Annotated in this window: 20 protein-coding genes and 1 riboswitch; of the genes, 14 read left to right on the plus strand and 6 right to left on the minus strand. The window is 41.5% G+C overall.

Annotated features, from left to right (window positions below):
• Positions 1 to 56: 56 nt before the first annotated feature.
• Positions 57 to 1,313: a tyrosine--tRNA ligase gene (gene tyrS, locus K1I61_RS05810; protein ID WP_223334132.1), complete on the minus strand. Its 1,257-nt coding sequence runs from the start codon at positions 1,311 to 1,313 to the stop codon at positions 57 to 59.
• 288 nt (positions 1,314 to 1,601) lie between these two features.
• Here tyrS and mutL point away from each other — a divergent pair, with 288 nt between their 5' ends.
• The 3 genes from mutL to K1I61_RS05825 all read left to right on the plus strand — a co-directional run bounded on the left by mutL (position 1,602) and on the right by K1I61_RS05825 (position 4,842).
• A complete protein-coding gene (gene mutL / locus K1I61_RS05815) occupies positions 1,602 to 3,551 on the plus strand; it encodes a DNA mismatch repair endonuclease MutL (protein ID WP_223334130.1) in 1,950 nt (649 codons plus the stop codon).
• Between the two features lie 121 nt (positions 3,552 to 3,672).
• Positions 3,673 to 4,266 (plus strand): Holliday junction branch migration protein RuvA, encoded by a 594-nt coding sequence (gene ruvA / locus K1I61_RS05820; RefSeq protein WP_223334129.1) that lies wholly within the window; start codon positions 3,673 to 3,675, stop codon positions 4,264 to 4,266.
• A gap of 9 nt (positions 4,267 to 4,275) precedes the next feature.
• Positions 4,276 to 4,842 carry a DNA-3-methyladenine glycosylase I gene (locus K1I61_RS05825; protein ID WP_223334127.1) on the plus strand — a complete coding sequence of 189 codons (567 nt, stop codon included), beginning with the start codon at positions 4,276 to 4,278 and terminating at the stop codon, positions 4,840 to 4,842.
• A 52-nt stretch (positions 4,843 to 4,894) separates the two neighbouring features.
• Here K1I61_RS05825 and K1I61_RS05830 read toward each other — a convergent pair whose 3' ends face one another.
• The 4 genes from K1I61_RS05830 to K1I61_RS05845 form a co-directional block, all read right to left on the minus strand.
• A complete protein-coding gene (locus tag K1I61_RS05830) occupies positions 4,895 to 5,932 on the minus strand; it encodes a S66 family peptidase (protein ID WP_223334125.1) in 1,038 nt (345 codons plus the stop codon).
• A 154-nt stretch (positions 5,933 to 6,086) separates the two neighbouring features.
• Positions 6,087 to 6,350 (minus strand): SemiSWEET family transporter, encoded by a 264-nt coding sequence (locus K1I61_RS05835; RefSeq protein WP_016466361.1) that lies wholly within the window; start codon positions 6,348 to 6,350, stop codon positions 6,087 to 6,089.
• A gap of 198 nt (positions 6,351 to 6,548) precedes the next feature.
• Entirely contained in the window at positions 6,549 to 7,223 is a 675-nt protein-coding gene (locus K1I61_RS05840; RefSeq protein ID WP_016466360.1) for a DUF1129 domain-containing protein, read from the minus strand.
• 12 nt (positions 7,224 to 7,235) lie between these two features.
• Entirely contained in the window at positions 7,236 to 8,180 is a 945-nt protein-coding gene (locus tag K1I61_RS05845; RefSeq protein ID WP_223334124.1) for a magnesium transporter CorA family protein, read from the minus strand.
• 142 nt (positions 8,181 to 8,322) lie between these two features.
• Here K1I61_RS05845 and uvrA point away from each other — a divergent pair, with 142 nt between their 5' ends.
• The 10 genes from uvrA to K1I61_RS05895 all read left to right on the plus strand — a co-directional run bounded on the left by uvrA (position 8,323) and on the right by K1I61_RS05895 (position 19,618).
• Positions 8,323 to 11,154, plus strand: coding sequence for an excinuclease ABC subunit UvrA (gene uvrA, locus K1I61_RS05850; RefSeq protein WP_223334122.1), 2,832 nt, complete (start codon positions 8,323 to 8,325; stop codon positions 11,152 to 11,154).
• Complete coding sequence (locus K1I61_RS05855) at positions 11,147 to 12,208, plus strand: M24 family metallopeptidase (protein WP_223334120.1); 1,062 nt, start codon at positions 11,147 to 11,149, stop codon at positions 12,206 to 12,208. The genes uvrA and K1I61_RS05855 overlap by 8 nt, the downstream gene beginning before the upstream one ends.
• A gap of 52 nt (positions 12,209 to 12,260) precedes the next feature.
• Positions 12,261 to 12,414: riboswitch (M-box (ykoK) riboswitch) on the plus strand.
• A 344-nt stretch (positions 12,415 to 12,758) separates the two neighbouring features.
• Positions 12,759 to 15,419 (plus strand): magnesium-translocating P-type ATPase, encoded by a 2,661-nt coding sequence (mgtA, locus tag K1I61_RS05860; RefSeq protein ID WP_223334119.1) that lies wholly within the window; start codon positions 12,759 to 12,761, stop codon positions 15,417 to 15,419.
• 135 nt (positions 15,420 to 15,554) lie between these two features.
• On the plus strand, positions 15,555 to 15,953 hold the full coding sequence (gene spx, locus K1I61_RS05865; RefSeq protein WP_000591164.1) for a transcriptional regulator Spx: 399 nt from the start codon (positions 15,555 to 15,557) through the stop codon (positions 15,951 to 15,953).
• A gap of 60 nt (positions 15,954 to 16,013) precedes the next feature.
• A complete protein-coding gene (locus K1I61_RS05870; protein WP_223334117.1) occupies positions 16,014 to 16,586 on the plus strand; it encodes an SP0191 family lipoprotein in 573 nt (190 codons plus the stop codon).
• A gap of 97 nt (positions 16,587 to 16,683) precedes the next feature.
• Complete coding sequence (locus tag K1I61_RS05875; protein ID WP_004250500.1) at positions 16,684 to 16,950, plus strand: IreB family regulatory phosphoprotein; 267 nt, start codon at positions 16,684 to 16,686, stop codon at positions 16,948 to 16,950.
• Positions 16,951 to 16,953: 3 nt separating this feature from the next.
• On the plus strand, positions 16,954 to 17,373 hold the full coding sequence (gene ruvX / locus K1I61_RS05880) for a Holliday junction resolvase RuvX (RefSeq protein WP_006152930.1): 420 nt from the start codon (positions 16,954 to 16,956) through the stop codon (positions 17,371 to 17,373).
• 15 nt (positions 17,374 to 17,388) lie between these two features.
• Entirely contained in the window at positions 17,389 to 17,694 is a 306-nt protein-coding gene (locus tag K1I61_RS05885) for a DUF1292 domain-containing protein (RefSeq protein WP_000017624.1), read from the plus strand.
• A 161-nt stretch (positions 17,695 to 17,855) separates the two neighbouring features.
• On the plus strand, positions 17,856 to 19,106 hold the full coding sequence (locus K1I61_RS05890) for a bifunctional folylpolyglutamate synthase/dihydrofolate synthase (protein ID WP_223334115.1): 1,251 nt from the start codon (positions 17,856 to 17,858) through the stop codon (positions 19,104 to 19,106).
• Positions 19,107 to 19,192: 86 nt separating this feature from the next.
• Positions 19,193 to 19,618: an SP_0198 family lipoprotein gene (locus tag K1I61_RS05895; RefSeq protein WP_223334113.1), complete on the plus strand. Its 426-nt coding sequence runs from the start codon at positions 19,193 to 19,195 to the stop codon at positions 19,616 to 19,618.
• Between the two features lie 133 nt (positions 19,619 to 19,751).
• On the opposite strand, the gene K1I61_RS05900 is transcribed toward K1I61_RS05895, so the two are convergent.
• Entirely contained in the window at positions 19,752 to 20,564 is an 813-nt protein-coding gene (locus K1I61_RS05900) for a Cof-type HAD-IIB family hydrolase (protein WP_223334111.1), read from the minus strand.
• A 196-nt stretch (positions 20,565 to 20,760) separates the two neighbouring features.
• Between K1I61_RS05900 and K1I61_RS05905 the strand changes: the two genes are divergently transcribed.
• Positions 20,761 to 22,182, plus strand: a complete 1,422-nt coding sequence (locus tag K1I61_RS05905) for an NCS2 family permease (protein ID WP_036758137.1) — start codon at positions 20,761 to 20,763, stop codon at positions 22,180 to 22,182.
• Positions 22,183 to 22,200 lie beyond the last annotated feature (18 nt).

The raw sequence follows: 22,200 nt of genomic DNA on the forward strand, positions 1-22,200 counted from the left end.
AAGGAGTTACCTTTCTCGAGGTTAACTCCTTTTTTCATAGGTAAATGTTGAACAGTTTAGTAAGTCAATACAAAATATTTTTTCTTACCACGGCGGATAACAGTGAGTTCGTTCTCTAACTTATCTGCGTCACTCAAGACATAGTCAAGGTCTTGGATGCGGTCGCCGTTGACATAGATAGCTCCATTTTGAACATCTTCACGAGCTTGACGTTTTGAGTTAACTACACCAGAAGACACGAGGAGTTCTACGATGTTGTGGTTTTCGTCTGCTTGTACTTGGTAGTTTGGCACGCCACGAAGTCCTTGTTTGAGTTCTTTGACAGAAAGATTTTTGATATTTCCTGCAAAGAGTTGTTCAGTGATGTTAAGGGCTTCTTTGTAAGCTTCTTCTCCGTGGACAAGAGTCACAACTTCACGAGCCAAGACTTTTTGAGCCAAGCGTTCGTGTGGTGCTGCTTCGAATTGTTTACGGATGTCTTCAATCTCGTCTAATGACAAGAAAGTAAAAATCTTCAAGAAGCGAACAGCGTCAGCGTCCATGACGTTCATCCAGAATTGGTACATTTCGTATGGAGAAGTCTTTTCAGGATTGAGCCAAACTGCGTTTCCTTCTGATTTACCAAATTTCTTACCGGTTGCGTCTGTGATGAGTGGAACAGTAATTACGTGACCAGTCTTGTCTGCCTTACGGCGCATCAACTCAGTACCAGCTGTCATGTTTCCCCATTGGTCAGAACCACCGATTTGAAGAGTAACATTGTGGTCTTGGTTTAGAACAAAGAAGTCATATCCTTGCATGATTTGGTAGGCAAACTCAGTGTAAGAAATCCCTGTTTCAATACGTTTCTTCACAGACTCCTTACTCATCATGTAGTTGACAGTGAAGTATTTTCCGATATCACGGAGGAAGTCAATGAAGCTGATGCTGCCAAACCAGTCGTAGTTGTTGACCATGACAGCTTTATTTTCACCATTTTCAAAGTCAAGAAAGCGAGAAAGTTGTCCTTGGATAGACTTGACCCAGCCATCTACTGTGTCTTTTGTTTGGAGACTACGCTCAGCATCTTTGAAGGACGGATCTCCGATGAGACCTGTAGCACCGCCAACGAGCGCATATGGTTTGTGACCTGCTAACTGCAAACGACGACTTGTTAAGATTGCGACAAGGTGGCCTAGGTGAAGGCTGTCAGCAGTTGGATCGTAGCCAGTATAATAAGAAACTTGACCTTCTTCTAGGGCTTTACGCAAAGCTTCTTCATCAGTCGTTTGAAAAATCAAACCACGCTCTTTTAGCTCATCAAAAATGTGCATGTGTCTTTTCTCCTTTTTAAAATATTGTTTCTACCTATTGTACCACAAAGTCAGGAAATAGCCTAGTATCTTAGGGGAGAAAGTTGGTGCTTGGACTTTTTTGGAAACGAGTGAAATATGGTATAATAGCACTAGTTTATACTCAATGAAAATCAAAGAGCAAATGAGGAAGCTAGCCGCAGGCTGTATTCGAGTACGGCAAGGCGAGACTGACGTGGTTTGAAGAGATTTTTGAAGAGTATTATTTTCAGAGAAATAGATAAAAATAGTTAAGAAAGGGGCTGAAAGATGTCTCATATTATTGAATTGCCGGAAGTCTTAGCCAATCAAATCGCGGCAGGAGAAGTTATCGAACGCCCTGCTAGTGTAGTCAAGGAGCTAGTTGAAAACGCCATTGATGCTGGCTCTAGCCAGATTATCGTTGAAATCGAGGAAGCTGGGCTTAAGAAGATCCAAATCACCGATAATGGTCACGGGATTGCCCACGATGAGGTCGAGTTAGCCCTCCGTCGTCATGCGACCAGTAAGATTAAGAATCAAGCGGATCTTTTTCGGATTCGGACCCTCGGTTTTCGTGGTGAGGCCTTGCCCTCTATCGCATCTGTCAGTGTCTTAACCTTGTTGACAGCGGTGGACGGTGCCAGTCACGGGACCAAGCTAGTGGCTCGTGGGGGAGAAGTTGAGGAAATCATTCCAGCGACCAGTCCTGTGGGGACTAAGGTTTGTGTGGAAGACCTCTTTTTCAATACACCGGCTCGTCTCAAGTATATGAAGAGCCAGCAGGCAGAGTTGTCTCATATCATTGATATTGTCAATCGTCTGGGGCTAGCCCATCCGGAGATTTCCTTTAGTCTGATTAGTGATGGCAAGGAAATGACACGAACAGCTGGTACAGGTCAACTGCGTCAAGCCATTGCTGGGATTTATGGTTTAGCCAGTGCCAAAAAGATGGTTGAGATTGAGAATTCTGACCTAGACTTTGAAATTTCAGGCTTTGTCTCATTGCCGGAATTAACACGGGCTAATCGTAACTATATCAGCCTTTTTATCAATGGGCGTTATATCAAGAATTTCCTGCTCAATCGTGCCATTTTAGATGGATACGGTAGCAAGCTCATGGTGGGGCGTTTTCCGCTGGCTGTGATTCACATCCATATCGATCCTTATCTAGCAGATGTCAATGTGCACCCAACCAAGCAAGAGGTGCGGATTTCCAAGGAAAGAGAACTGATGGCTCTGGTTTCAGAAGCTATTGCAAAGAGTCTCAAGGAACAGACCTTGATTCCAGATGCCTTGGAAAATCTGGTTAAATCTACCGTTCGCAATCGTGAGAAAGTAGAGCAAACGACTTTGCCACTGAGAGAAAATACGCTCTATTATGAAAAAAATGAACCGACCAGACCGACACAAGCTGAGGTGGCAGACCATCAGGTGAACCTGACTGAAGAGAAACAGGATTTGAATCTGTTTGCTAAGGAAACCTTAGACCAGATGACCAAGCCAGCTAAACTGCATTTTGCAGAGAGAAAGCCAGCTAACTATGACCAACTGGACCATCCAGAGTTAGACCTGGCTAGTCTGGATAAGGCTTATGACAAGTTGGAGCGGGAAGAATCTTCAAGCTTCCCAGAGTTGGAATTTTTCGGACAGATGCATGGGACCTATCTTTTTGCCCAAGGTCGAGATGGGCTCTACATCATAGATCAGCACGCGGCTCAGGAACGGGTTAAGTATGAGGAGTACCGTGAGAGCATTGGCAATGTTGACCAGAGCCAGCAGCAACTCCTAGTACCCTATATTTTTGAATTTCCTGCGGATGATGCCCTTCGTCTCAAAGAAAGAATGTCTCTTTTAGAGGAAGTAGGCGTCTTTCTAGCAGAGTACGGGGAGAATCAATTTATCTTGCGCGAACATCCCATTTGGATGGCAGAGGAGGAAATCGAGTCTGGGATCTATGAAATGTGCGACATGCTCCTCTTGACCAAGGAAGTTTCGATCAAGAAATACCGAGCAGAGCTAGCCATTATGATGTCTTGCAAGCGGTCCATCAAGGCTAACCACCGTATCGATGACCACTCGGCCAGACAACTTCTATATCAGCTCTCTAAATGCGACAACCCATACAACTGTCCCCATGGACGCCCTGTTTTGGTACACTTTACCAAGTCAGACATGGAAAAGATGTTCCGTCGCATTCAGGAAAATCACACAAGCCTACGAGAGCTAGGAAAATACTAAAACTTTTCGAAAATCAAATTCAAACTGCGTCAGCCTTACCTTGTCTAACTTAAGTTATGCCTACGGTTAGCTTCCTAGTTTATTCTTTGATTTTCATTGAGTATAAATTGAAGGGAAAATTATGTACGAATATCTAAAGGGTATTATTACCAAAATTACTGCTAAATACATCGTTCTAGAAACTAACGGTATCGGCTACATTCTGCATGTGGCTAACCCTTATGCCTACTCAGGGCAAGTCAATCAAGAAGCGCAAATCTATGTGCATCAAGTTGTTCGTGAAGATGCTCATCTACTTTACGGTTTCCGTTCAGAAGACGAGAAGAAACTCTTTCTCAGCTTGATTTCTGTATCAGGCATTGGCCCTGTTTCTGCTCTTGCCATCATCGCAGCGGATGACAATGCTGGCTTGGTTCAAGCCATCGAGACTAAGAACATCACCTACTTGACCAAGTTCCCTAAAATCGGGAAGAAAACAGCCCAACAGATGGTATTGGATCTAGAAGGGAAAGTTGTTGTGGCAGGAGACGATCTCCCTGCTAAGGCTGCAGTTCCATCTAGCAGTGACAACCAAGAACTGGAGGAAGCTATGGAAGCCATGTTGGCACTGGGCTACAAGGCAACAGAGCTCAAGAAAATTAAGAAATTCTTTGAAGGAACGACTGATACAGCAGAGAATTATATCAAGTCGGCCCTTAAGATGTTGGTGAAATAGGAGATTTCTATGCCAAAACGCTGTGGCTGGGTTAAAACGAACAACCCTCTGTATGTAGCCTACCATGATGAAGAGTGGGGGCAACCTCTCCATGATGACCGAGCTCTTTTTGAGTTGCTTTGCATGGAAACCTATCAGGCTGGTCTTTCTTGGGAAACAGTGCTCAATAAACGTCAAGCCTTCCGAGAAGCGTTTCACGGATATCAAATTCAAGCGGTCGCAGAGATGATTGACTCTGAATTGGAAGCTTTAATGGACAATGTAGCGATCATCCGAAATCGAGCTAAGATTTTTGCGACACGTGCCAACGCCCAGGCCTTTCTACAAGTGCAGACAGACTATGGTTCTTTTGATGCCTATCTTTGGTCTTTTGTCGGTGGGAAAACCATGGTCAATGATGTGCCTGACTACAGACAGGCGCCTGCCAAAACAGCTCTATCTGAAAAATTATCCAAAGATCTCAAAAAACGAGGCTTTAAGTTTACAGGTCCTGTCGCAGTTTTGTCATTTCTACAAGCTGCAGGTTTGGTTGATGACCATGAGAATGATTGTGAATGGAAAAGTGGAAATAAGTGACGTTAGATGTCTAGAACATCTGAGAATATAGAAAAAAGCTGAGAATTCTATCTCAGCTTTCTTTGTTATAGTCAAAGCGAATGACTTGCTCCGTTGCATCTACATGGGCGTGGACTCCGAAGGGGACAATTGCTCTTGGTGTGGAATGGCCAACGTTTAGATTATAGACAATTGGGATATTGCTATCAATGATATTCAATAATACCTCTTTATAGTCGTTATAGAAGGTTTCATCCATAGGTTTTCCGACCAAGAGTCCACTGATGACTTCAAATATCCCAGTTTCTTTTAAAGCCTGCAACATTTTTTTGAAATCATCAGGTTCAGGCTTTTCTTCACTTGTTTCTAGCAAGAGGATTTTTCCTTCCCAGTCTGACAAGTCAGGGAAAAGTTTGTATTTTTGGCAGAGATCTGTGCTATCTGCGTGTAGAGAGTTGTCAAAAATATCATAGAGAGACTCAAGACAACCACCGAGGATTTCTCCCTCAAACTGAGCATTGCCTTGTAACAAGTCAAAACCTGTATTTGTATGGCTGACACGAGGTGTTCCCAGAGCCTTGGGACTGAAGTCAGTTCTTTCCTCATACCAAAGGTCGCTAGGGCGGATTTCTGAGATTTTTCCAGTCTCAATCAATTCTTTAAAGTAGTGGAGGCTGTATGGCAACATTTCTTTGTCTAACTCACAAATGTCTGCTAGAAATGATTGGCCGTAAAAAGTCTTGATGCCTAGTTTATGCAACATGAGGTGGTTCATGGTCGTATCCGAGAAGCCAAGAAAAATCTTTTGTTTGATAACTGTTTCTAGTTGGTCATTTTCAAAAAGATAGGGTAATAAACGATAGGTATCGTCTCCACCGATGGCACATAGTATCATGTCGATGCTATCATCAGAAAAGGCCTGAATTAAATCCTCTGCACGTGCTTCAGGATGGTTCTTGATAAAGTCTAAACCTTTTAGTGAATGAGGTAAAAAGATAGGATTGAGTCCGAGGTCTTTGAGTCGTTGGGCCCCCAAGTCCACTTCGTGTTTGACAAAGTCTTCTCCGATAATGCCACTAGACAAACTAACAATTCCAATAGTAGAAGACATATATTATCCTCCTAGAAATAAATTGATGCTATTGTATCACAAAAGATGAGGGGAAACAACAAGAATTAGAGCCAGAAGAAGGCTTTTAGATCAAGAAAGTAGTAAAAAGCAACCAATCGTGTGGTTACTTTTTCTTTTTATATTAGTTGCATTCTTATAGAGCAGTAAGGAAGGTCAGTCCGCCAAGGATAACCCCAGCCGAGTTTGGAATGATTAGAATCCAGTCTTTCTTAGGCTCTTTTGTCCATCCATAAATGACCCAGATTAAGCAAGAGACTGCTGCTGATAAAGGTTGAAATGGTTGAGCTTTATTTCCTTGTAAATTGGCAAAAATTTGGGGGATGTAGGCTATAAATACAATAATCCCGATAAAGGCACCAATTGAACCAACAACTTGATTAATTCTCTGTTTAGTCATATATATTTCTCCTTATTACTTTATTAGCATAACAGAAAAACAACTTGGATTCAAGGATAAAACCTCGGGATTCCAAGGGAAGACTTTACATTAGAATGTTATTAGAAAATGTGTTTACTTCTTTTGAGAATAAAAAAAAGCTTTGGAGCCATAATAAAAGTAGTCTGTCTGTAAAACACACTACTTTTATTGTTTATTTTAATATCTAGCAGGTCCAGCACTTGCGCTCTTGATGTTGAAACGTTTTTTGAGGTAGAAACGTAGGGCAAGGAGAGCTCCTCCAATCACCAATAAAACAAGTGGTGGGAGGCTGATGTTGATGGCTTGTGGAAGGAAGTTGCTCAAGAAGAGAATGAGAACCCATGCAAACATAGTTGCTAACATAACCAAAAGTGATTTCCAGAATGGAGGGCGTTGGCTACGGTCAGTATCTGGTCCGTAGTAGCGGTAGATGAAGTGATAGAGAAGGTAAAAGGCAACTCCACCAAAGGCCCCTACACTGATAAGTGTTACCAATCCGTAAGCTACGGGTTGGTTTGAGAAGAAGCTCATCAAGGCGCTAACCACTGCAAACAGTCCTGTGATGAAAAGGGCTGAATCCAACATCATCAATTTTGGATCGTCATTTTCCTTTGGATGTTCTTTTTCGTATTGCTCTTTTTCACTAAAGCTGTGAGCCCAGTGAGTTGGTGCTCCGTAGATAGAACGAGCAGTCACTCCCTTTGGTTGCTCCTCAAGGATATGAGGAATCACTTCTTCAAGGATAGCCTTGATTTCAGCATCTGTCTTTCCGTCCTTGAGAAATTGCTGGGTTGCAATATGGATAAATTCCTGGTTTTTCTTTGTTAATTCTTTTAAATCAATCTGTGACATAATAACTCCTGTTTAGAACCATTTTTTATGGATGAGGTAAAGAGTGAGAGAAACACTCATAGCAAAGGCGATAAAGACGATGAGCCAGAAAGCATGCGGTTCTCCGTTTAAAGGGATTTCATTGTCCTTAAAGTTCATTCCGTAAGCTGAGAAAATCATAGTCGGGATAGACATAACGATGGTCACGAGGGCCAAGGTTTTCATGATATTGTTCTGGTTGTTTGAAATGATAGAGGCAAAGGTCTCTGTCATAGAGTGAAGGACGTTTCCATAGATATCCGCCATCTCGATGGCCTGTTGCGTTTCAATCAATGTGTCTTCAAGTAGATCTTCGTCTTCAAGGTATTTCTTAATATTGCTAGTTGCGCTGGTCAATTTTTTAATCACGCGCTCGTTTGTCTTAAGAGAGGCCTTGAAGTAGACGATGGTCTTTTCCAACTCCATGAGTTCAATCAATTCTTCATTTCGAGTAGATTTGTGAAGTTGGGTTTCGATTTGCTCACTCTTACGTTCGATTGAACGTAGGGCAGTTAGGTAAATCTCCGCATTGCGGTAGAGGATTTGAAAGATAAAGCGCGAACGCATAAAGGTATAGAAATTTCGAAGTCTCCGATTGATAAAGACATCTAGAAGTGGGAGAGGTTCCAAGCAAGTGGTAATAATAGCCTCTTCGGTGATGATAATCCCCAAGGGAATGGTCACATAGTAGGTGCGATTATTTCTCTCCTCGGTAATGGGAACGTCCACGATGATCAGAGTGTATTCATCTTCAATGGTAATACGAGACATTTCTTCCGCATCGAGTGGTGCACGGAGGTCAGCGATATCAATATCAAAAGCAGAAGCGATTTCCATCGATTCGCTCTGGGTAGGATTGATGAGATTGATCCAAGTGCCCGGCTGGAGCGTATCGATCTCTTTAAATTCAGTTGTTGTTGAGAGAAAGACTTGTTTCATATCTCCTATCCTTTCCTAATCTATTCTGTGTTTAAGTGATTTTTAGCACCGTACTATTATACTACAAAATCGGCTTTTTTGGTAATAGAATTTCACTTTTTTTGGTATAATGGAAAGCAACAATGGACTAGAAAGAAGTAACATGCAAGATAAGATTGTCATCCATGGGGCACGCGCCCATAATTTAAAAAATATTGATGTGGAAATTCCACGTGACAAGCTAGTTGTGGTGACGGGGCTATCGGGTTCTGGCAAGTCCAGTCTTGCTTTTGATACCCTTTATGCAGAAGGGCAACGCCGCTACGTAGAGAGCCTATCAGCTTATGCTCGTCAGTTTTTGGGCAATATGGAAAAACCAGATGTGGACTCTATCGATGGTCTCAGCCCTGCCATTTCTATTGACCAGAAAACGACTAGTAAAAACCCTCGCTCAACTGTAGGAACTACGACGGAAATCAACGACTACCTACGTCTCCTCTATGCACGTGTAGGAACACCTTACTGTATCAATGGACATGGGGCTATCAAGGCATCGTCTGTCGAACAAATTGTAGACAAGGTTTTGGAATTGCCAGAGCGCCAGCGTCTGCAGATTTTAGCGCCTGTCATTCGTAAGAAAAAGGGTCAGCATAAGACTCTGATTGAAAAAATTCAAAAGGATGGCTATGTTCGTGTCCGTGTCGATGGGGTTGTCTATGATGTGACTGAAGTTCCTGAACTTGAAAAGAATAAACAACACAACATCGATGTGGTGGTAGACCGTATTATCATCAAGGAAGGTATCCGTAGTCGTCTCTTTGATTCCATAGAAGCAGCCCTTCGTATCGCAGAAGGTTATGTGGTTATCGATACTATGGATGATTCGGAGTTACTCTTTTCAGAACACTATGCTTGTCCAGTTTGCGGCTTTACAGTTCCGGAACTAGAACCTCGTCTCTTCTCTTTCAATGCACCGTTTGGTTCTTGTAGTGAGTGTGATGGTTTGGGGATCAAGCTAGAGGTTGATACGGACTTAGTCGTACCAGATGCTAGCAAGACCCTTCGTGAGGGAGCCTTAGCACCTTGGAACCCTATCTCTTCTAACTATTATCCAAATATGCTAGAACAAGCCATGACAGCCTTTGGAGTGGATATGGATACTCCTTTTGAAGACTTGTCAGAGGAGGATAAGAATCTCATTTTCTATGGTTCAGATGGGAAAGAGTTCCATTTCCATTATGAAAATGAATTCGGTGGAGTTCGTGATATCGACATTCCCTTTGAAGGTATTATAGGGAATATTAAGCGACGTTACCATGAAACCAATAGCGACTACACCCGCACACAGATGCGTCTTTATATGAATGAGCTAACCTGTGGCACTTGTCACGGTTATCGCCTCAATGATCAGGCCTTATCTGTTCGTGTAGGAGGAGAGAAAGGACCTCATATCGGAGAAATTTCAGACCTCTCCATCGCAGACCACTTAGAAGCTATTGAACAGTTGACCCTATCAAAAAACGAAGCCATCATTGCTCGTCCGATTCTTAAGGAAATAAAGGATCGCTTAACCTTCCTCAATAATGTGGGGCTTAACTATCTAACCCTTTCTCGTTCAGCAGGAACATTATCAGGTGGGGAGAGCCAGCGTATTCGCTTGGCGACTCAGATTGGTTCCAATCTCTCAGGAGTCCTCTATATCTTAGATGAGCCGTCTATCGGTCTTCACCAGAGGGACAATGATCGCCTGATTGCCAGTCTCAAAAAGATGCGGGATTTGGGTAATACGCTTATCGTGGTGGAACACGATGAAGATACTATGCGAGAGGCGGATTATTTGATTGATGTTGGCCCTGGTGCAGGGGTCTTTGGTGGAGAGATTGTAGCAGCAGGAACGCCTAAGCAGGTGGCTCGAAACAGTAAATCCATCACAGGACAGTATCTATCAGGAAAACGTGCGATTCCAGTGCCGTCAGAACGCCGTGTAGGAAATGGTCGCTTCATTGAGGTGACTGGAGCGCGTGAGAATAACTTGCAAAATATCACCGCTCGCTTCCCACTCGGGAAATTTATCGCGGTGACAGGTGTCTCTGGTTCAGGGAAGTCGACACTCATTAACAGTATTCTCAAAAAAGCCATTGCTCAAAAGCTTAACCGCAATTCAGATAAGCCTGGAAAGTTTAAGACTATCTCAGGGATTGAGCATATCGATCGTTTGATTGACATCGACCAGAGTCCTATCGGACGAACTCCAAGGTCCAATCCTGCAACCTATACAGGTGTCTTTGATGACATTCGAGACCTCTTTGCTCAAACAAATGAAGCCAAGATTCGTGGTTATAAGAAAGGTCGTTTTAGTTTCAACGTCAAGGGTGGTCGTTGTGAGGCCTGCTCGGGTGATGGGATTATTAAGATTGAAATGCACTTCTTACCAGACGTTTACGTGGCTTGTGAAGTCTGCCACGGAACCCGCTACAACAGTGAGACCCTGGAAGTTCATTATAAGGAAAAGAATATCTCGCAAGTCTTGGATATGACCGTCAACGATGCGGTAGAATTTTTCAAACACATTCCGAAAATTCAACGCAAACTCCAGACTATCAAAGATGTTGGTCTAGGCTATGTGACCTTGGGACAACCAGCTACAACACTTTCTGGTGGAGAAGCGCAGCGTATGAAGTTGGCTAGTGAACTTCACAAGCGCTCGACAGGTAAGTCCTTCTACATTCTTGATGAACCGACAACTGGTTTGCATACTGAGGATATCGCGCGTCTACTGAAGGTCTTGTCTCGCTTTGTAGATGACGGTAATACAGTTCTCGTGATTGAGCACAATCTAGATGTCATCAAAACAGCAGACCATATCATCGATTTAGGTCCAGAAGGCGGTGTTGGTGGTGGTACCATCATTGCAACAGGAACTCCAGAGGAAGTAGCTGCTAATGAAGCTAGCTATACAGGACAGTATTTGAAAGGAAAGTTACATCATGAATAAACGTGTGCAAGCATTTCTCGATAAAATGCAAGAAAAAGAACTAGATGGAATCATTATCAATAACCTTAAAAACGTCTATTATTTGACAGGATTTTGGGGTTCAAATGGTACGGTCTTTATCAGTCGTGACCGTCAAATTTTGGTGACGGATGCCCGCTATATCATCGCTGCTAAGCAGGAAGTTACTGGTTTTGAGATTTTTGCAGAACGTGACGAGTTGGCTACTATTGCAAAAATTACAAAAGATACGGGTCTTTCTCGTATCGGGTTTGAAGATGAAATCTCGGTTTCTTATTACCACCGCATGCAAGCTGCTTTTGAAGGTTTGGAATTAATTCCTCAGACACAGTTTGTTGAAGCGCTTCGCATGATTAAGGATGAGACAGAGATTGCGACTATTCGTAAGGCTTGTTCTATCTCTGACCAAGCTTTCCACGATGCCCTTGAATTTATCAAGCCAGGGAAGACTGAAATTGAAATTGCCAACTTCCTTGATTTCCGTATGCGTGAGCTGGGAGCGGCAGGTTTGTCTTTTGACACAATCTTAGCGAGTGGCATCAACTCTTCTAAACCCCATGCCCACCCAATGCACAAGCCAGTAGAACTAGGCGAAGCTATCACTATGGACTTTGGGTGCCTTTACGAGCATTATGTCAGTGACATGACAAGAACTATCTACCTAGGCCATGTGAGCGACGAACAAGCAGAAATCTACAACACTGTTTTAAAGGCTAACCAAGCTCTGATTGACCAAGCTAAGGCTGGCTTAGGTTTCCGTGACTTTGACAAAATCCCTCGTGATATCATTGTGGAAGCAGGCTATGGACAATACTTTACACACGGTATCGGACATGGTATCGGACTTGATATCCACGAAGAGCCATACTTTAGCCAAACTTCTACAGAAGTTATTAAATCGGGTATGGTCCTAACTGATGAACCAGGTATCTATATCGAAGGTAAATACGGGGTTCGTATCGAAGATGACATTCTGATCACAGAGACAGGTTGCGAATTATTAACCCTTGCTCCGAAAGAATTGATTGTGATTTAAGAAAATGAGATAAATCGTTGACTTTTACTAGTTAAAGGTTTATACTGAAAGGCGAAAACGGTAGGTGAGGCTACCATAGGGATACGGATGACTACCGCAAAGCAGTGGAGACACTACTCGTTGGTCAACAGTCCTGGTCGCGAAGGTCAAGACTAAGCTCATTACATTGCCCTATGGAGTTAAAGCTTGAACGAAAACAGATAATAAGTTTTTTAGTCCTGCCATTTTATGGCAGGATTTTCTGCTGTTTTAAAACAAAGAAAGGAGACAAACGATGCAAATTGACGATCATCCAGAACCGCACATACACACCCAATCGCTGATTTGTGTCGTTCTGTCCCTATAAAGTGATTGGTCTCTGTGTATGATACTCTTCGAAAATCAAATTCAAACCACGTCAACGTCGCCTTGCCGTATATGTGTTACTGACTTCGTCAGTTCTATCCACAACCTCAAAACGGTGTTTTGAGCAACCTGCGGCTAGTTTCCTAGTTTGCTCTTTGATTTTCATTGAGTATGAAATCACCATTCATACAGATAGGAGAAACCAATGAAAACTACAAAAGAAAGACTAGCAGCATCTATTCAAACTCCATTAAAAGATAGTCTAGCTTTTTACCATACAAGTCTAAAAGGCTTAGACCAAGAACAAGTCGAAGAAAACCGTGACCTATATGGTGAAAACACCATCACAAAGGGTCAAGAGGATTCCATCTTTAAAAAGATTTATGAGTCCATTATTAATCCTTTCACAATCATTTTGCTTGTAATTGCCTTTATTTCTCTCGTTACAAACGTCTGGCTTGCCAAACCTGGCCAAGAGGACCCTACGACCTCTATTATTATCGTTGTCTTGGTTTTGATTTCAGGAGGCATCCGTTTTGTCCAAGAGTTGCGGAGCGACAAGGCGACAACCAATCTTTCAAAAATGATTGTCAACACTGCAACTGTTATTCGCGATGGTCTTGAACAAGAGTTGCCAATAGATGAGTTGGTTGTGGGAGATCTCGTGAAATTGAGTGCGGGAGACATGATACCAGCAGATGTTATCTTATTTGAATCCCGCGACTTTTTCGTTCAACAGTCAGGTTTGACTGGAGAAAGTGATGCAGTTGAAAAGCTAGCTTTAAATAAAGCCACTGGTCAAAATGTAGATAGCCTCTTAGAAGCAGAATCTTTGGCATTCATGGGGACAAACGTTATCTCAGGAAGTGCTACAGCTATGGTCCTAGCGGTTGGTGATGACACCATGATGGGAGCCATCGAACAAACTCTCAACACCTATGATGAGCCAACTTCTTTTGAACGTGAAATGAACAGCATTTCTTGGCTCTTGATTCGTTTGATGCTTGTCATGGTTCCAATCGTGTTTTTTGCAAATGGATTGACCGATGGAGACTGGTTAGAGGCTGGAGTATTTGCCTTGAGCGTGGGTGTCGGCCTTACACCAGAAATGCTTCCGATGATTATTACAGCTAGTTTGGCTAAAGGTTCCATTATCATGGCCAAGGAAAAGGTAGTCATCAAAAAACTCAATGCTATCCAAGACTTAGGGGCAATCGATATCCTTTGTACGGATAAAACTGGAACTCTAACGCAAGATGAGATTGTCTTAGAATATCCCTTGGATATCCATGGTGATTTGGATATGGCGGTCTTAAGAAGAGCTTATCTAAATTCACATTTTCAAACAGGTTTGAAGAACTTGATGGACCGTGCCATCATCAGTAGAACTGAAAAAGAAGCCAAGGAACATGTTATCCTACAAAATTTGGATACTAGCTTCCAAAAAATCGACGAACTACCATTTGATTTTGAACGTAGACGTATGAGTGTTATCGTCAAAGATGATAGCAATGTTGTTAGTATGGTGACCAAAGGCGCCTTGGAAGAAATGTTGACCATTTCGACACATGTGGAATATCGTGGAGAAATAATCCCTATTACGGAAGGTATTCGCCAAGAAGTACTGGCAGAAGTTGGTCAATTAAACCGTCAAGGCTTGCGTGTCTTAGGTGTTGGCTACAAATCAGGTCTACGTGAAGATTATGCCTATGCTGTGACTGATGAAAGTGACATGATCCTTACAGGTTACCTTGCCTTCTTGGATCCACCAAAACCATCTGCAGCACCCGCTATTCAAGCTTTGCTTGAGCATGGTGTCAGAACAAAGATTTTAACTGGGGATAATGAAAAAGTAACCCAAGCCATCTGTGAAAAGGTTGGTTTGGATGTTGAGCGGATGCTTTTGGGAGCTGATATCGACCAAATGACAGACCAAGAATTGGCAGAAGCGGTTGAAAGTGTAACAGTCTTTGCCAAATTGTCTCCTGACCAAAAAGCTCGAATTATTCTACAATTGAAGAAAAATGGTCATGCCGTTGGTTATATGGGTGACGGTATTAATGATGCCCCATCTATGAAGGTGGCAGATGTTGGAATTTCCGTTGATACAGCAGTAGATATCGCAAAGGAAACTGCGGATGTTATTTTGCTGGACAAGGATCTCATGGTTCTTGAAACAGGTATCGTTGAGGGTCGCAAGGTCTACGCCAACATGACCAAGTACATCAAGATGACCGTTAGTTCAAACTTTGGGAATATCTTCTCTCTGTTGGTTGCAAGTATCTTCCTGCCATTTTTACCAATGGCTCCTGTTCATCTCATTGTCCTAAACCTAGTCTACGATTTATCTTGTGTGGCATTGCCGTTTGATAATGTGGACCAAGACTTCCTAAAACAACCCCATACATGGGAAGCAAAATCCATTACGCGATTTATGGTTTGGATGGGTCCAATCTCATCTATCTTTGACATTTTGACCTTTATTTTCCTCTACTTTATTATTGTTCCTTTGGTGACAGGCTATCATTATGCTCATGATTCTGAATCTGCTCTTCAGTTTATTATCTTATTCCAAACAGGATGGTTCATTGAATCTATGTGGTCTCAAACTATGGTTATCCATATGCTTCGTACGGCAAAAGTTCCTTTTGTACAAAGCAGACCAGCTTGGCTTGTAATCTTGACAACCTTGGTTGCCGCAATTTTCGTAACTAGTCTGCCTTATGGACCGCTAGTAAATATTCTTCGTTTAGCTCCATTAGGGCTTCCTTATTTCTTGTTCCTAACCTGTATTATTTTCTTGTACATGTTTAGCGTCACAGTTATTAAGAAATTTTACATTAGGAAGTACAAAGAATGGTTATAGTTCGGTTTTTGTCAAGAAAAAAGATAGAAAACTGAGGAAAAAGTTAAATTTTTTTAAAAATAGGTCGCAAGTCGGATGTTTTTTATGGTATAATAGAATAAACTGATAGTAACATGTAGCGAAAGGGGTAGGTACATGATCAAAATTTATACAGTCTCAAGTTGTACTAGCTGTAAAAAAGCTAAGACCTGGCTCAATGCCCACCAGTTAAGTTATAAAGAACAAAACCTCGGTAAAGAGGGAATTTCTAGAGAAGAATTATTAGATATTCTAACAAAAACAGACAATGGAATTGCGAGCATTGTATCATCAAAGAATCGCTACGCTAAAGCTCTCGGAGTTGATATCGAAGATTTGAGTGTCAATGAAGTGCTTAATTTAATCATGGAAACACCACGCATCCTAAAAAGTCCAATTCTTGTTGACGAGAAACGTTTACAAGTTGGCTATAAAGAAGATGACATTCGTGCCTTCTTGCCACGCTCTGTCCGCAATGTAGAAAATGCAGAAGCACGTTTACGTGCAGCACTATAAAACATAAAGGCTGGGAGTGACTCCTAGCCTTATTTGATAGATAAATAAGGAAAAATAAATATGAAGAAGATAGTTATCGGTACAGTTGCGCTCCTATTTTTGCTAGCTGGCTGTGGACAGAAAAAAGAGTCTGCGGAACCTTCTAAAGATACAACGACAGAAGCTCTTCAATCAACTTTGCCTGTTCTAGAAAATGCCAATAACAATACAGTTGTAACAAAGACGCTTGTTCTACCTGCTGACGAAAATGGGGTTCAACAAACCCAGACCATTACCTATAAGGGCAAACAGTTCTTGACCTTAACGATTCAGCAAAAACGACAAGTTTCAGAAGACCTCAAGAACTTTATTGCAGAGCATGGATTAGAGGAAGCAAAAAAGGCCTTGAAAGAAGGAGAAGACAAGGATGAATCGGTCCAAGAAGCACGGAAAATTCCTGGATTTAACCTTGAAACCAATCTTTTAAGTGAAACCGAGATTGAAACAAAAACAAGTTATGATTTTCAAGTTCTAGACGTTAAAAAGGCAAGCGAAAGCGAATATTTAAAAAATGTGGGATTAGAAAATCTACTAAAAAACGAACCAGAAGAATATATTGAAAATCGAGTTGCAAGTGGCGCGACTGTCCAGTAAGGAAGTCACAGAAAATCAGCAAAATCAGGCTGTGTCATTTGTAGAATGGCTGTGAATGTGCTATAATAGTACTATTCTAAGGAAAGAGGGTGTTAGAATGGGATTTACTGAAGAAACCGTACGTTTTAAATTGGATGATTCCAATAAAAAAGAAATTAGTGAAACATTGACAGAAGTCTATGCTTCATTGAACGAGAAGGGGTATAACCCTATTAACCAAATTGTGGGCTATGTTCTCAGTGGAGACCCAGCTTACGTTCCTCGTTACAATAACGCAAGAAATCAAATCCGTAAATACGAACGCGACGAGATTGTTGAAGAATTGGTCCGCTACTACCTTAAGGGACAAGGAGTCGATCTATAACTAATGAGAATTATGGGGTTGGACGTTGGTTCCAAAACAGTAGGAGTAGCGATTAGCGATCCGTTAGGGTTTACAGCACAAGGTCTCGAAATCATCCAAATCAATGAAGATCAAGGAGAGTTCGGCTTTGAACGACTCAAGGAATTGGTTGACACCTATAAGGTAGAGCGCTTTGTTGTTGGTTTACCTAAAAATATGAACAATACCAGTGGACCTCGGGTGGAAGCGAGTCAAGCCTATGGAGCAAAACTGGAAGAACTCTTTGGCTTGCCAGTGGAGTACCAGGATGAGCGCCTAACCACGGTTGCTGCTGAGCGCATGTTGATTGAGCAAGCAGATATTAGTCGTAATAAGCGTAAAAAAGTTATTGATAAATTAGCAGCTCAATTGATTTTGCAAAATTATTTAGATAGAAAATTTTAAGACAGAGGAGAAACTATGTCACACGATCACAACCACGATCACGAAGAACGTGAACTTATTACACTTGTAGATGAGCAAGGAAACGAAACTTTATTTGAAATCCTTTTGACTATTGACGGAAAAGAAGAATTTGGTAAAAACTATGTTCTTCTTGTACCAGTTAATGCAGAAGAAGATGAAAACGGCGAAGTTGAAATCCAAGCATACTCATTCATCGAAAATGAAGATGGAACTGAAGGTGAATTGCAACCAATCCCTGAAGATTCAGAAGATGAATGGAACATGATTGAAGAAGTCTTCAACAGCTTTATGGAGGAGTAAAAATGTTCAGTGAACATTTTTACTCCAACTCCCAGAAACTGGAAAGAGTTGGAACGTCCAGTGGACGTTTTTAGCCTGACGCTAAAATAAAATTTAGCTAGTGTCTAGCAAAATGAGTAAAAAGCGAAGAGAATCTTCGCTTTTTTGTTAAGGAGATAAGCATGATTGAAGTAGAAAAATGGCTTCATAGTCGGATTGGCTTGAATTTTAGATCAGGATTGGGACGGATGCAAAGAGCGGTGGATTTGCTGGGGAATCCTGAGCAAACCTATCCAATTATCCATGTGACAGGGACAAATGGCAAGGGGTCAACTATTGCTTTTATGAGGGAGCTTTTTGTTGCCCATGGGAAAACGGTCGGCACCTTTACTTCGCCCCACATTGTCAGTATCCATGACCGTATCTGTATTAATGGTGAGCCTATATCGGACGAAGATTTTATTCGTTTAGCAGATCAAGTCAAAGCAATGGAGCAAAGACTTTTAGAAACCCACGATCAGCTATCTTTTTTTGAGTTGCTGACCTTGATTGCTTTGCTTTATTTTAAAGAGCAAAAAGTAGATTTGGTCCTACTGGAAGTTGGGATAGGTGGACTTCTTGATACCACTAATGTGGTGACAGGAGAAATTGCAATCATCACATCAATCGGCCTCGATCACCAGGAGACCTTGGGCGATAGTTTAACAGCAATTGCTGAGCAAAAAGCAGGGATTTTTAAGCCCGGGAAGTCAGCTGTGATTGCAAATTTAGCACAGGAAGCTCAACTCGTTTGTCAAAGGACAGCTACTGATTTGGGTGTAAGTCTCTACCAAGCCTACCAAGATTTTTCTTTCAAGAATGGTCATTTTTCTTCTTCTCTTGCGAATCTGAACCAACTAAAACTAGGTTTGGAAGGGGCCTATCAGGAGGGAAATGCAGCTCTTGCCTTGCAGGCTTTCCTACTATTTATGGCACAAAGAGACGAGAAAGTAGATCAAGAAGCAGTACGTGTTGCCTTGCAAGCTACTAAATGGGCTGGAAGGCTAGAAGCTGTCACTGAGCACATCTATCTGGATGGGGCTCACAATCTACCAGCTCTAGAGCGTTTGGTTGAATTTATCCAAGAGAAAATCCAGCAAGGGTACCAGCCACAAATTCTATTTGGTGCGCTAAAGCGGAAAGATTATAGTGGGATGCTTACTTATTTAACAGAGCATTTACCTGATGTAGTTCTCTATGTTACGAGTTTTGACTATCAGGGTTCCTTGGAAGAGCAAGACTTTGGAGATTATACAAGCATTGCTTCATATCGAGAATTTATAGATAATCTTGAAGCTTCTGCACAAGAGAAAGACTTGCTATTTGTGACAGGCTCTCTCTATTTTATATCTGAGGTTCGAGCTTGTATCATGGCCTCAGAGTCATTTGATTGACTCTCCAATCTTTATTTGTTATAGTGAAGGTGTGGTGGCTCAGCAGGGTTATTCTGACTTTAAGTCACTAAAAGAAAGGAGACATGATGTCACTAAAAAAATTCACACTTTCTCTTGCTTCTTTGGCAAGTCTTAGTCTCTTAGTTGCATGTTCGCCAAAAGAGCAAGTAACTCCTTCAACTCAAGCAAGTACTAGTACGGAAGTAACGACCACTCAACCAGCAGAAACGACTGTTTCTAGTTCGACTGCTAGTTCAGTAACCAACATTGATGGGACCTATAAAGGGCAAGATGAGGGAGATAGCATTACTCTCGTTGTTACTGGTAATACTGGAACATGGACGGAAGTAGAGCCTGATGGTGATCAGGAAATTAAAAAGGTCACCTTCGAACCAGAAAGTCAGAGAGTCTTTATTGGAGATGATATCAAGGTTTATGTAGCTGATGGCAATCAAATGATCATTGATGATATGGATCGCGAAATTTCTGATCGTATCGTTCTAAAAAAATAGACATCTTTTGTAAGGATTTGAATCTCGTTAACACGGATTCGGGTCCTTTTTTCTTTAATCAATTTTTGGCATAAAAAATCCATACGATTAAGGTAGCTATTTTCTACCAAAAAGTATGGAGGGATAGTTTTTATTAAAGGAACTGCTCTTGTAAAAAGTGAGCGACTCCGTCTTCTTCGTTGGTTAGTGGTAATTGCTCGTCTGCGAAAGAAAGTAGAGCGGGATTAGCATTTTTCATGGCATATCCTCTACCTGCAAAGGAGAGCATTTCTTGGTCATTGTGTTCGTCACCAAAGGCAATCAGGTTCTGTCTGTCTATATTCATGACATTTAGAAGGTATTCAAGGGCAAAGGCCTTGTGAACACCTTTGGGTGCGCATTCGAGGATGTTTAAAGGACCACCCCAAGTATTAATGTTGAGTTGATGCTTGTAAAAACTGTTCATTTCTTCTGCGAGAGCATATTTGTCACTTGCGCGAGTTTGAAATAAAATGCAGTTAGGGTCCTTGGTGACAAGTTCAGGATTAAATTGATTTTCAGGTCTGAAGTTTTCAACACCAAATAGTCTAGGGTCGGCAATCTCCTTGTCTGGAGCCGTAATGTAAAAGTTTTTACGGTATTCACCTGCGATAAAGTCTGCCTCAATCTCCTCTTTTCGTTTCACGATATCCAAGAGGTATTTTTTGTCCACAGTCAGACACTTTTCATGTTTCCAAACCTTACCTGGCAGATGAGTGAGTGAACCATTGAAGTTAATCATAGGAGTCTCAAGTTCAAGTTGGTCATAAAAATCTTTGGCCATACGATATGGGCGACCAGTTGCGATAACCACATGGTGGCCTTTCTTAGAAATTTTTTTAATGGTTTCTTTTGTAAAGTCAGAGAGTTTGCTTTCTCCATTAAGTAAGGTACCGTCTAAGTCCACGGCAATCATTTTTTTAGTCATAAAATCCTCCCGAATTTAGTTTCAGATAAGATGTTTCCTATTATATCAAAAAGCTGAAAGAAAAGCTGACTATAAGCAAAAATAAGAAGAATCATATCCTTTAAGAATTTTTAAAAATAAGAAAAATAGCTTGAAAATGTGAATGATTAATGATATAATAGACATATTGTTCGTAAAATGACAAAGGAGATTAAAAATGGACAAATTATTTAAACTAAAAGAGCACGGGACAGATGTTCGTACAGAGGTGCTTGCTGGTTTAACAACTTTCTTTGCAATGAGTTATATTCTCTTTGTAAACCCTCAAATGCTTTCGCAAACAGGAATGCCTGTTCAGGGTGTATTCTTGGCAACAATCATCGGTTCTGTAGTAGGAACTTTGATGATGGCTTTCTATGCTAACTTGCCATACGCACAAGCTCCAGGTATGGGACTTAATGCTTTCTTTACATTTACGGTTGTATTCGGAATGGGCTATACTTGGAAAGAAGCTCTTGGTATGGTTTTCATCTGTGGGATCATTTCTCTGATTATCACATTAACCAATGTTCGTAAAATGATCATTGAGTCTATTCCTGCAACTCTTCGTTCAGCAATTTCAGCTGGTATTGGTGTTTTCCTTGCCTATGTTGGTATTAAGAATGCTGGTCTCTTGAAATTCTCAATTGACCCAGGGACTTATACTGTAGCAGGTGAAGGAGCAGATAAGGCTCAAGCAGCGATTACTGCAAATGCAGCAGCTGTTCCAGGATTGGTAGATTTCAATACTCCAGCAGTATTGGTAGCTATTGCAGGTCTTGCCATTACAATCTTCTTTGTTGTCAAAGGTATTAAAGGTGGAATCATTCTTTCTATTTTGACAACGACAGTCCTTGCGATTGCGGTTGGTCTTGTTAATTTGTCAGGAATCGATTTTGCTAGCAACAATCTTTCAGCAGCAGTTAATGACCTAGGAACTTTATTTGGTGCAGCCCTTGGTTCAGAAGGTTTGGGTTCTCTGATTTCAAATACTTCACGTTTACCTGAAACCTTGATGGCCATTCTTGCCTTCTCATTGACTGATATTTTTGATACAATTGGTACTCTTATCGGTACAGGTGAAAAAGTTGGAATCATCGCATCAAGTGGTGAAAACAATGAATCAGCTAAATTGGATAAGGCTCTATATTCTGACTTGGTGGCGACATCAGTTGGTGCCATTGCAGGTACTTCAAACGTTACAACTTATATTGAGTCAGCAGCAGGGATCGGTGCTGGTGGACGTACTGGTTTAACAGCATTAGTAGTTGCTATCTGTTTTGCTCTATCAAGCTTCTTTAGCCCACTTCTTGCCATTGTGCCTTCAGCTGCGACAGCGCCAATTTTGATTATCGTCGGAATTATGATGCTCTCTAACTTGAAAAACATTCCTTGGGATGATATGTCAGAAGCTATTCCAGCCTTCTTCACATCTATCTTTATGGGATTCAGTTACTCCATTACACAAGGGATTGCTGTTGGTTTCCTAACTTACACTTTAGCGAAGATTGTTAAAGGTCAAGTTAAGGAAGTGCATGTCATGATTTGGATTTTAGACGCTCTGTTCATCTTGAACTACATTAGCATGGCTCTAAACTAAAGATAAAAACTTTAAAAA

Origin of the sequence: Streptococcus infantis (assembly GCF_019929665.1) — a bacterium.
Taxonomy (GTDB): domain Bacteria; phylum Bacillota; class Bacilli; order Lactobacillales; family Streptococcaceae; genus Streptococcus; species Streptococcus infantis_H.

Coding starts and splice junctions, on each gene's coding strand:
- tyrS (WP_223334132.1), bottom strand. CDS start 1,313: ATGCACATTTTTGATGAGCTAAAAGAGCGTGGTTTGATTTTTCAAACG.
- K1I61_RS05840 (WP_016466360.1), bottom strand. CDS start 7,223: ATGTCACAGATTGATTTAAAAGAATTAACAAAGAAAAACCAGGAATTT.
- ruvX (WP_006152930.1), top strand. CDS start 16,954: ATGAGAATTATGGGGTTGGACGTTGGTTCCAAAACAGTAGGAGTAGCG.
- spx (WP_000591164.1), top strand. CDS start 15,555: ATGATCAAAATTTATACAGTCTCAAGTTGTACTAGCTGTAAAAAAGCT.
- mgtA (WP_223334119.1), top strand. CDS start 12,759: ATGAAAACTACAAAAGAAAGACTAGCAGCATCTATTCAAACTCCATTA.
- K1I61_RS05845 (WP_223334124.1), bottom strand. CDS start 8,180: ATGAAACAAGTCTTTCTCTCAACAACAACTGAATTTAAAGAGATCGAT.
- K1I61_RS05895 (WP_223334113.1), top strand. CDS start 19,193: ATGTCACTAAAAAAATTCACACTTTCTCTTGCTTCTTTGGCAAGTCTT.
- K1I61_RS05870 (WP_223334117.1), top strand. CDS start 16,014: ATGAAGAAGATAGTTATCGGTACAGTTGCGCTCCTATTTTTGCTAGCT.
- K1I61_RS05875 (WP_004250500.1), top strand. CDS start 16,684: ATGGGATTTACTGAAGAAACCGTACGTTTTAAATTGGATGATTCCAAT.
- K1I61_RS05855 (WP_223334120.1), top strand. CDS start 11,147: ATGAATAAACGTGTGCAAGCATTTCTCGATAAAATGCAAGAAAAAGAA.
- uvrA (WP_223334122.1), top strand. CDS start 8,323: ATGCAAGATAAGATTGTCATCCATGGGGCACGCGCCCATAATTTAAAA.
- K1I61_RS05890 (WP_223334115.1), top strand. CDS start 17,856: ATGATTGAAGTAGAAAAATGGCTTCATAGTCGGATTGGCTTGAATTTT.
- ruvA (WP_223334129.1), top strand. CDS start 3,673: ATGTACGAATATCTAAAGGGTATTATTACCAAAATTACTGCTAAATAC.
- K1I61_RS05905 (WP_036758137.1), top strand. CDS start 20,761: ATGGACAAATTATTTAAACTAAAAGAGCACGGGACAGATGTTCGTACA.
- mutL (WP_223334130.1), top strand. CDS start 1,602: ATGTCTCATATTATTGAATTGCCGGAAGTCTTAGCCAATCAAATCGCG.
- K1I61_RS05830 (WP_223334125.1), bottom strand. CDS start 5,932: ATGTCTTCTACTATTGGAATTGTTAGTTTGTCTAGTGGCATTATCGGA.
- K1I61_RS05885 (WP_000017624.1), top strand. CDS start 17,389: ATGTCACACGATCACAACCACGATCACGAAGAACGTGAACTTATTACA.
- K1I61_RS05835 (WP_016466361.1), bottom strand. CDS start 6,350: ATGACTAAACAGAGAATTAATCAAGTTGTTGGTTCAATTGGTGCCTTT.
- K1I61_RS05900 (WP_223334111.1), bottom strand. CDS start 20,564: ATGACTAAAAAAATGATTGCCGTGGACTTAGACGGTACCTTACTTAAT.
- K1I61_RS05825 (WP_223334127.1), top strand. CDS start 4,276: ATGCCAAAACGCTGTGGCTGGGTTAAAACGAACAACCCTCTGTATGTA.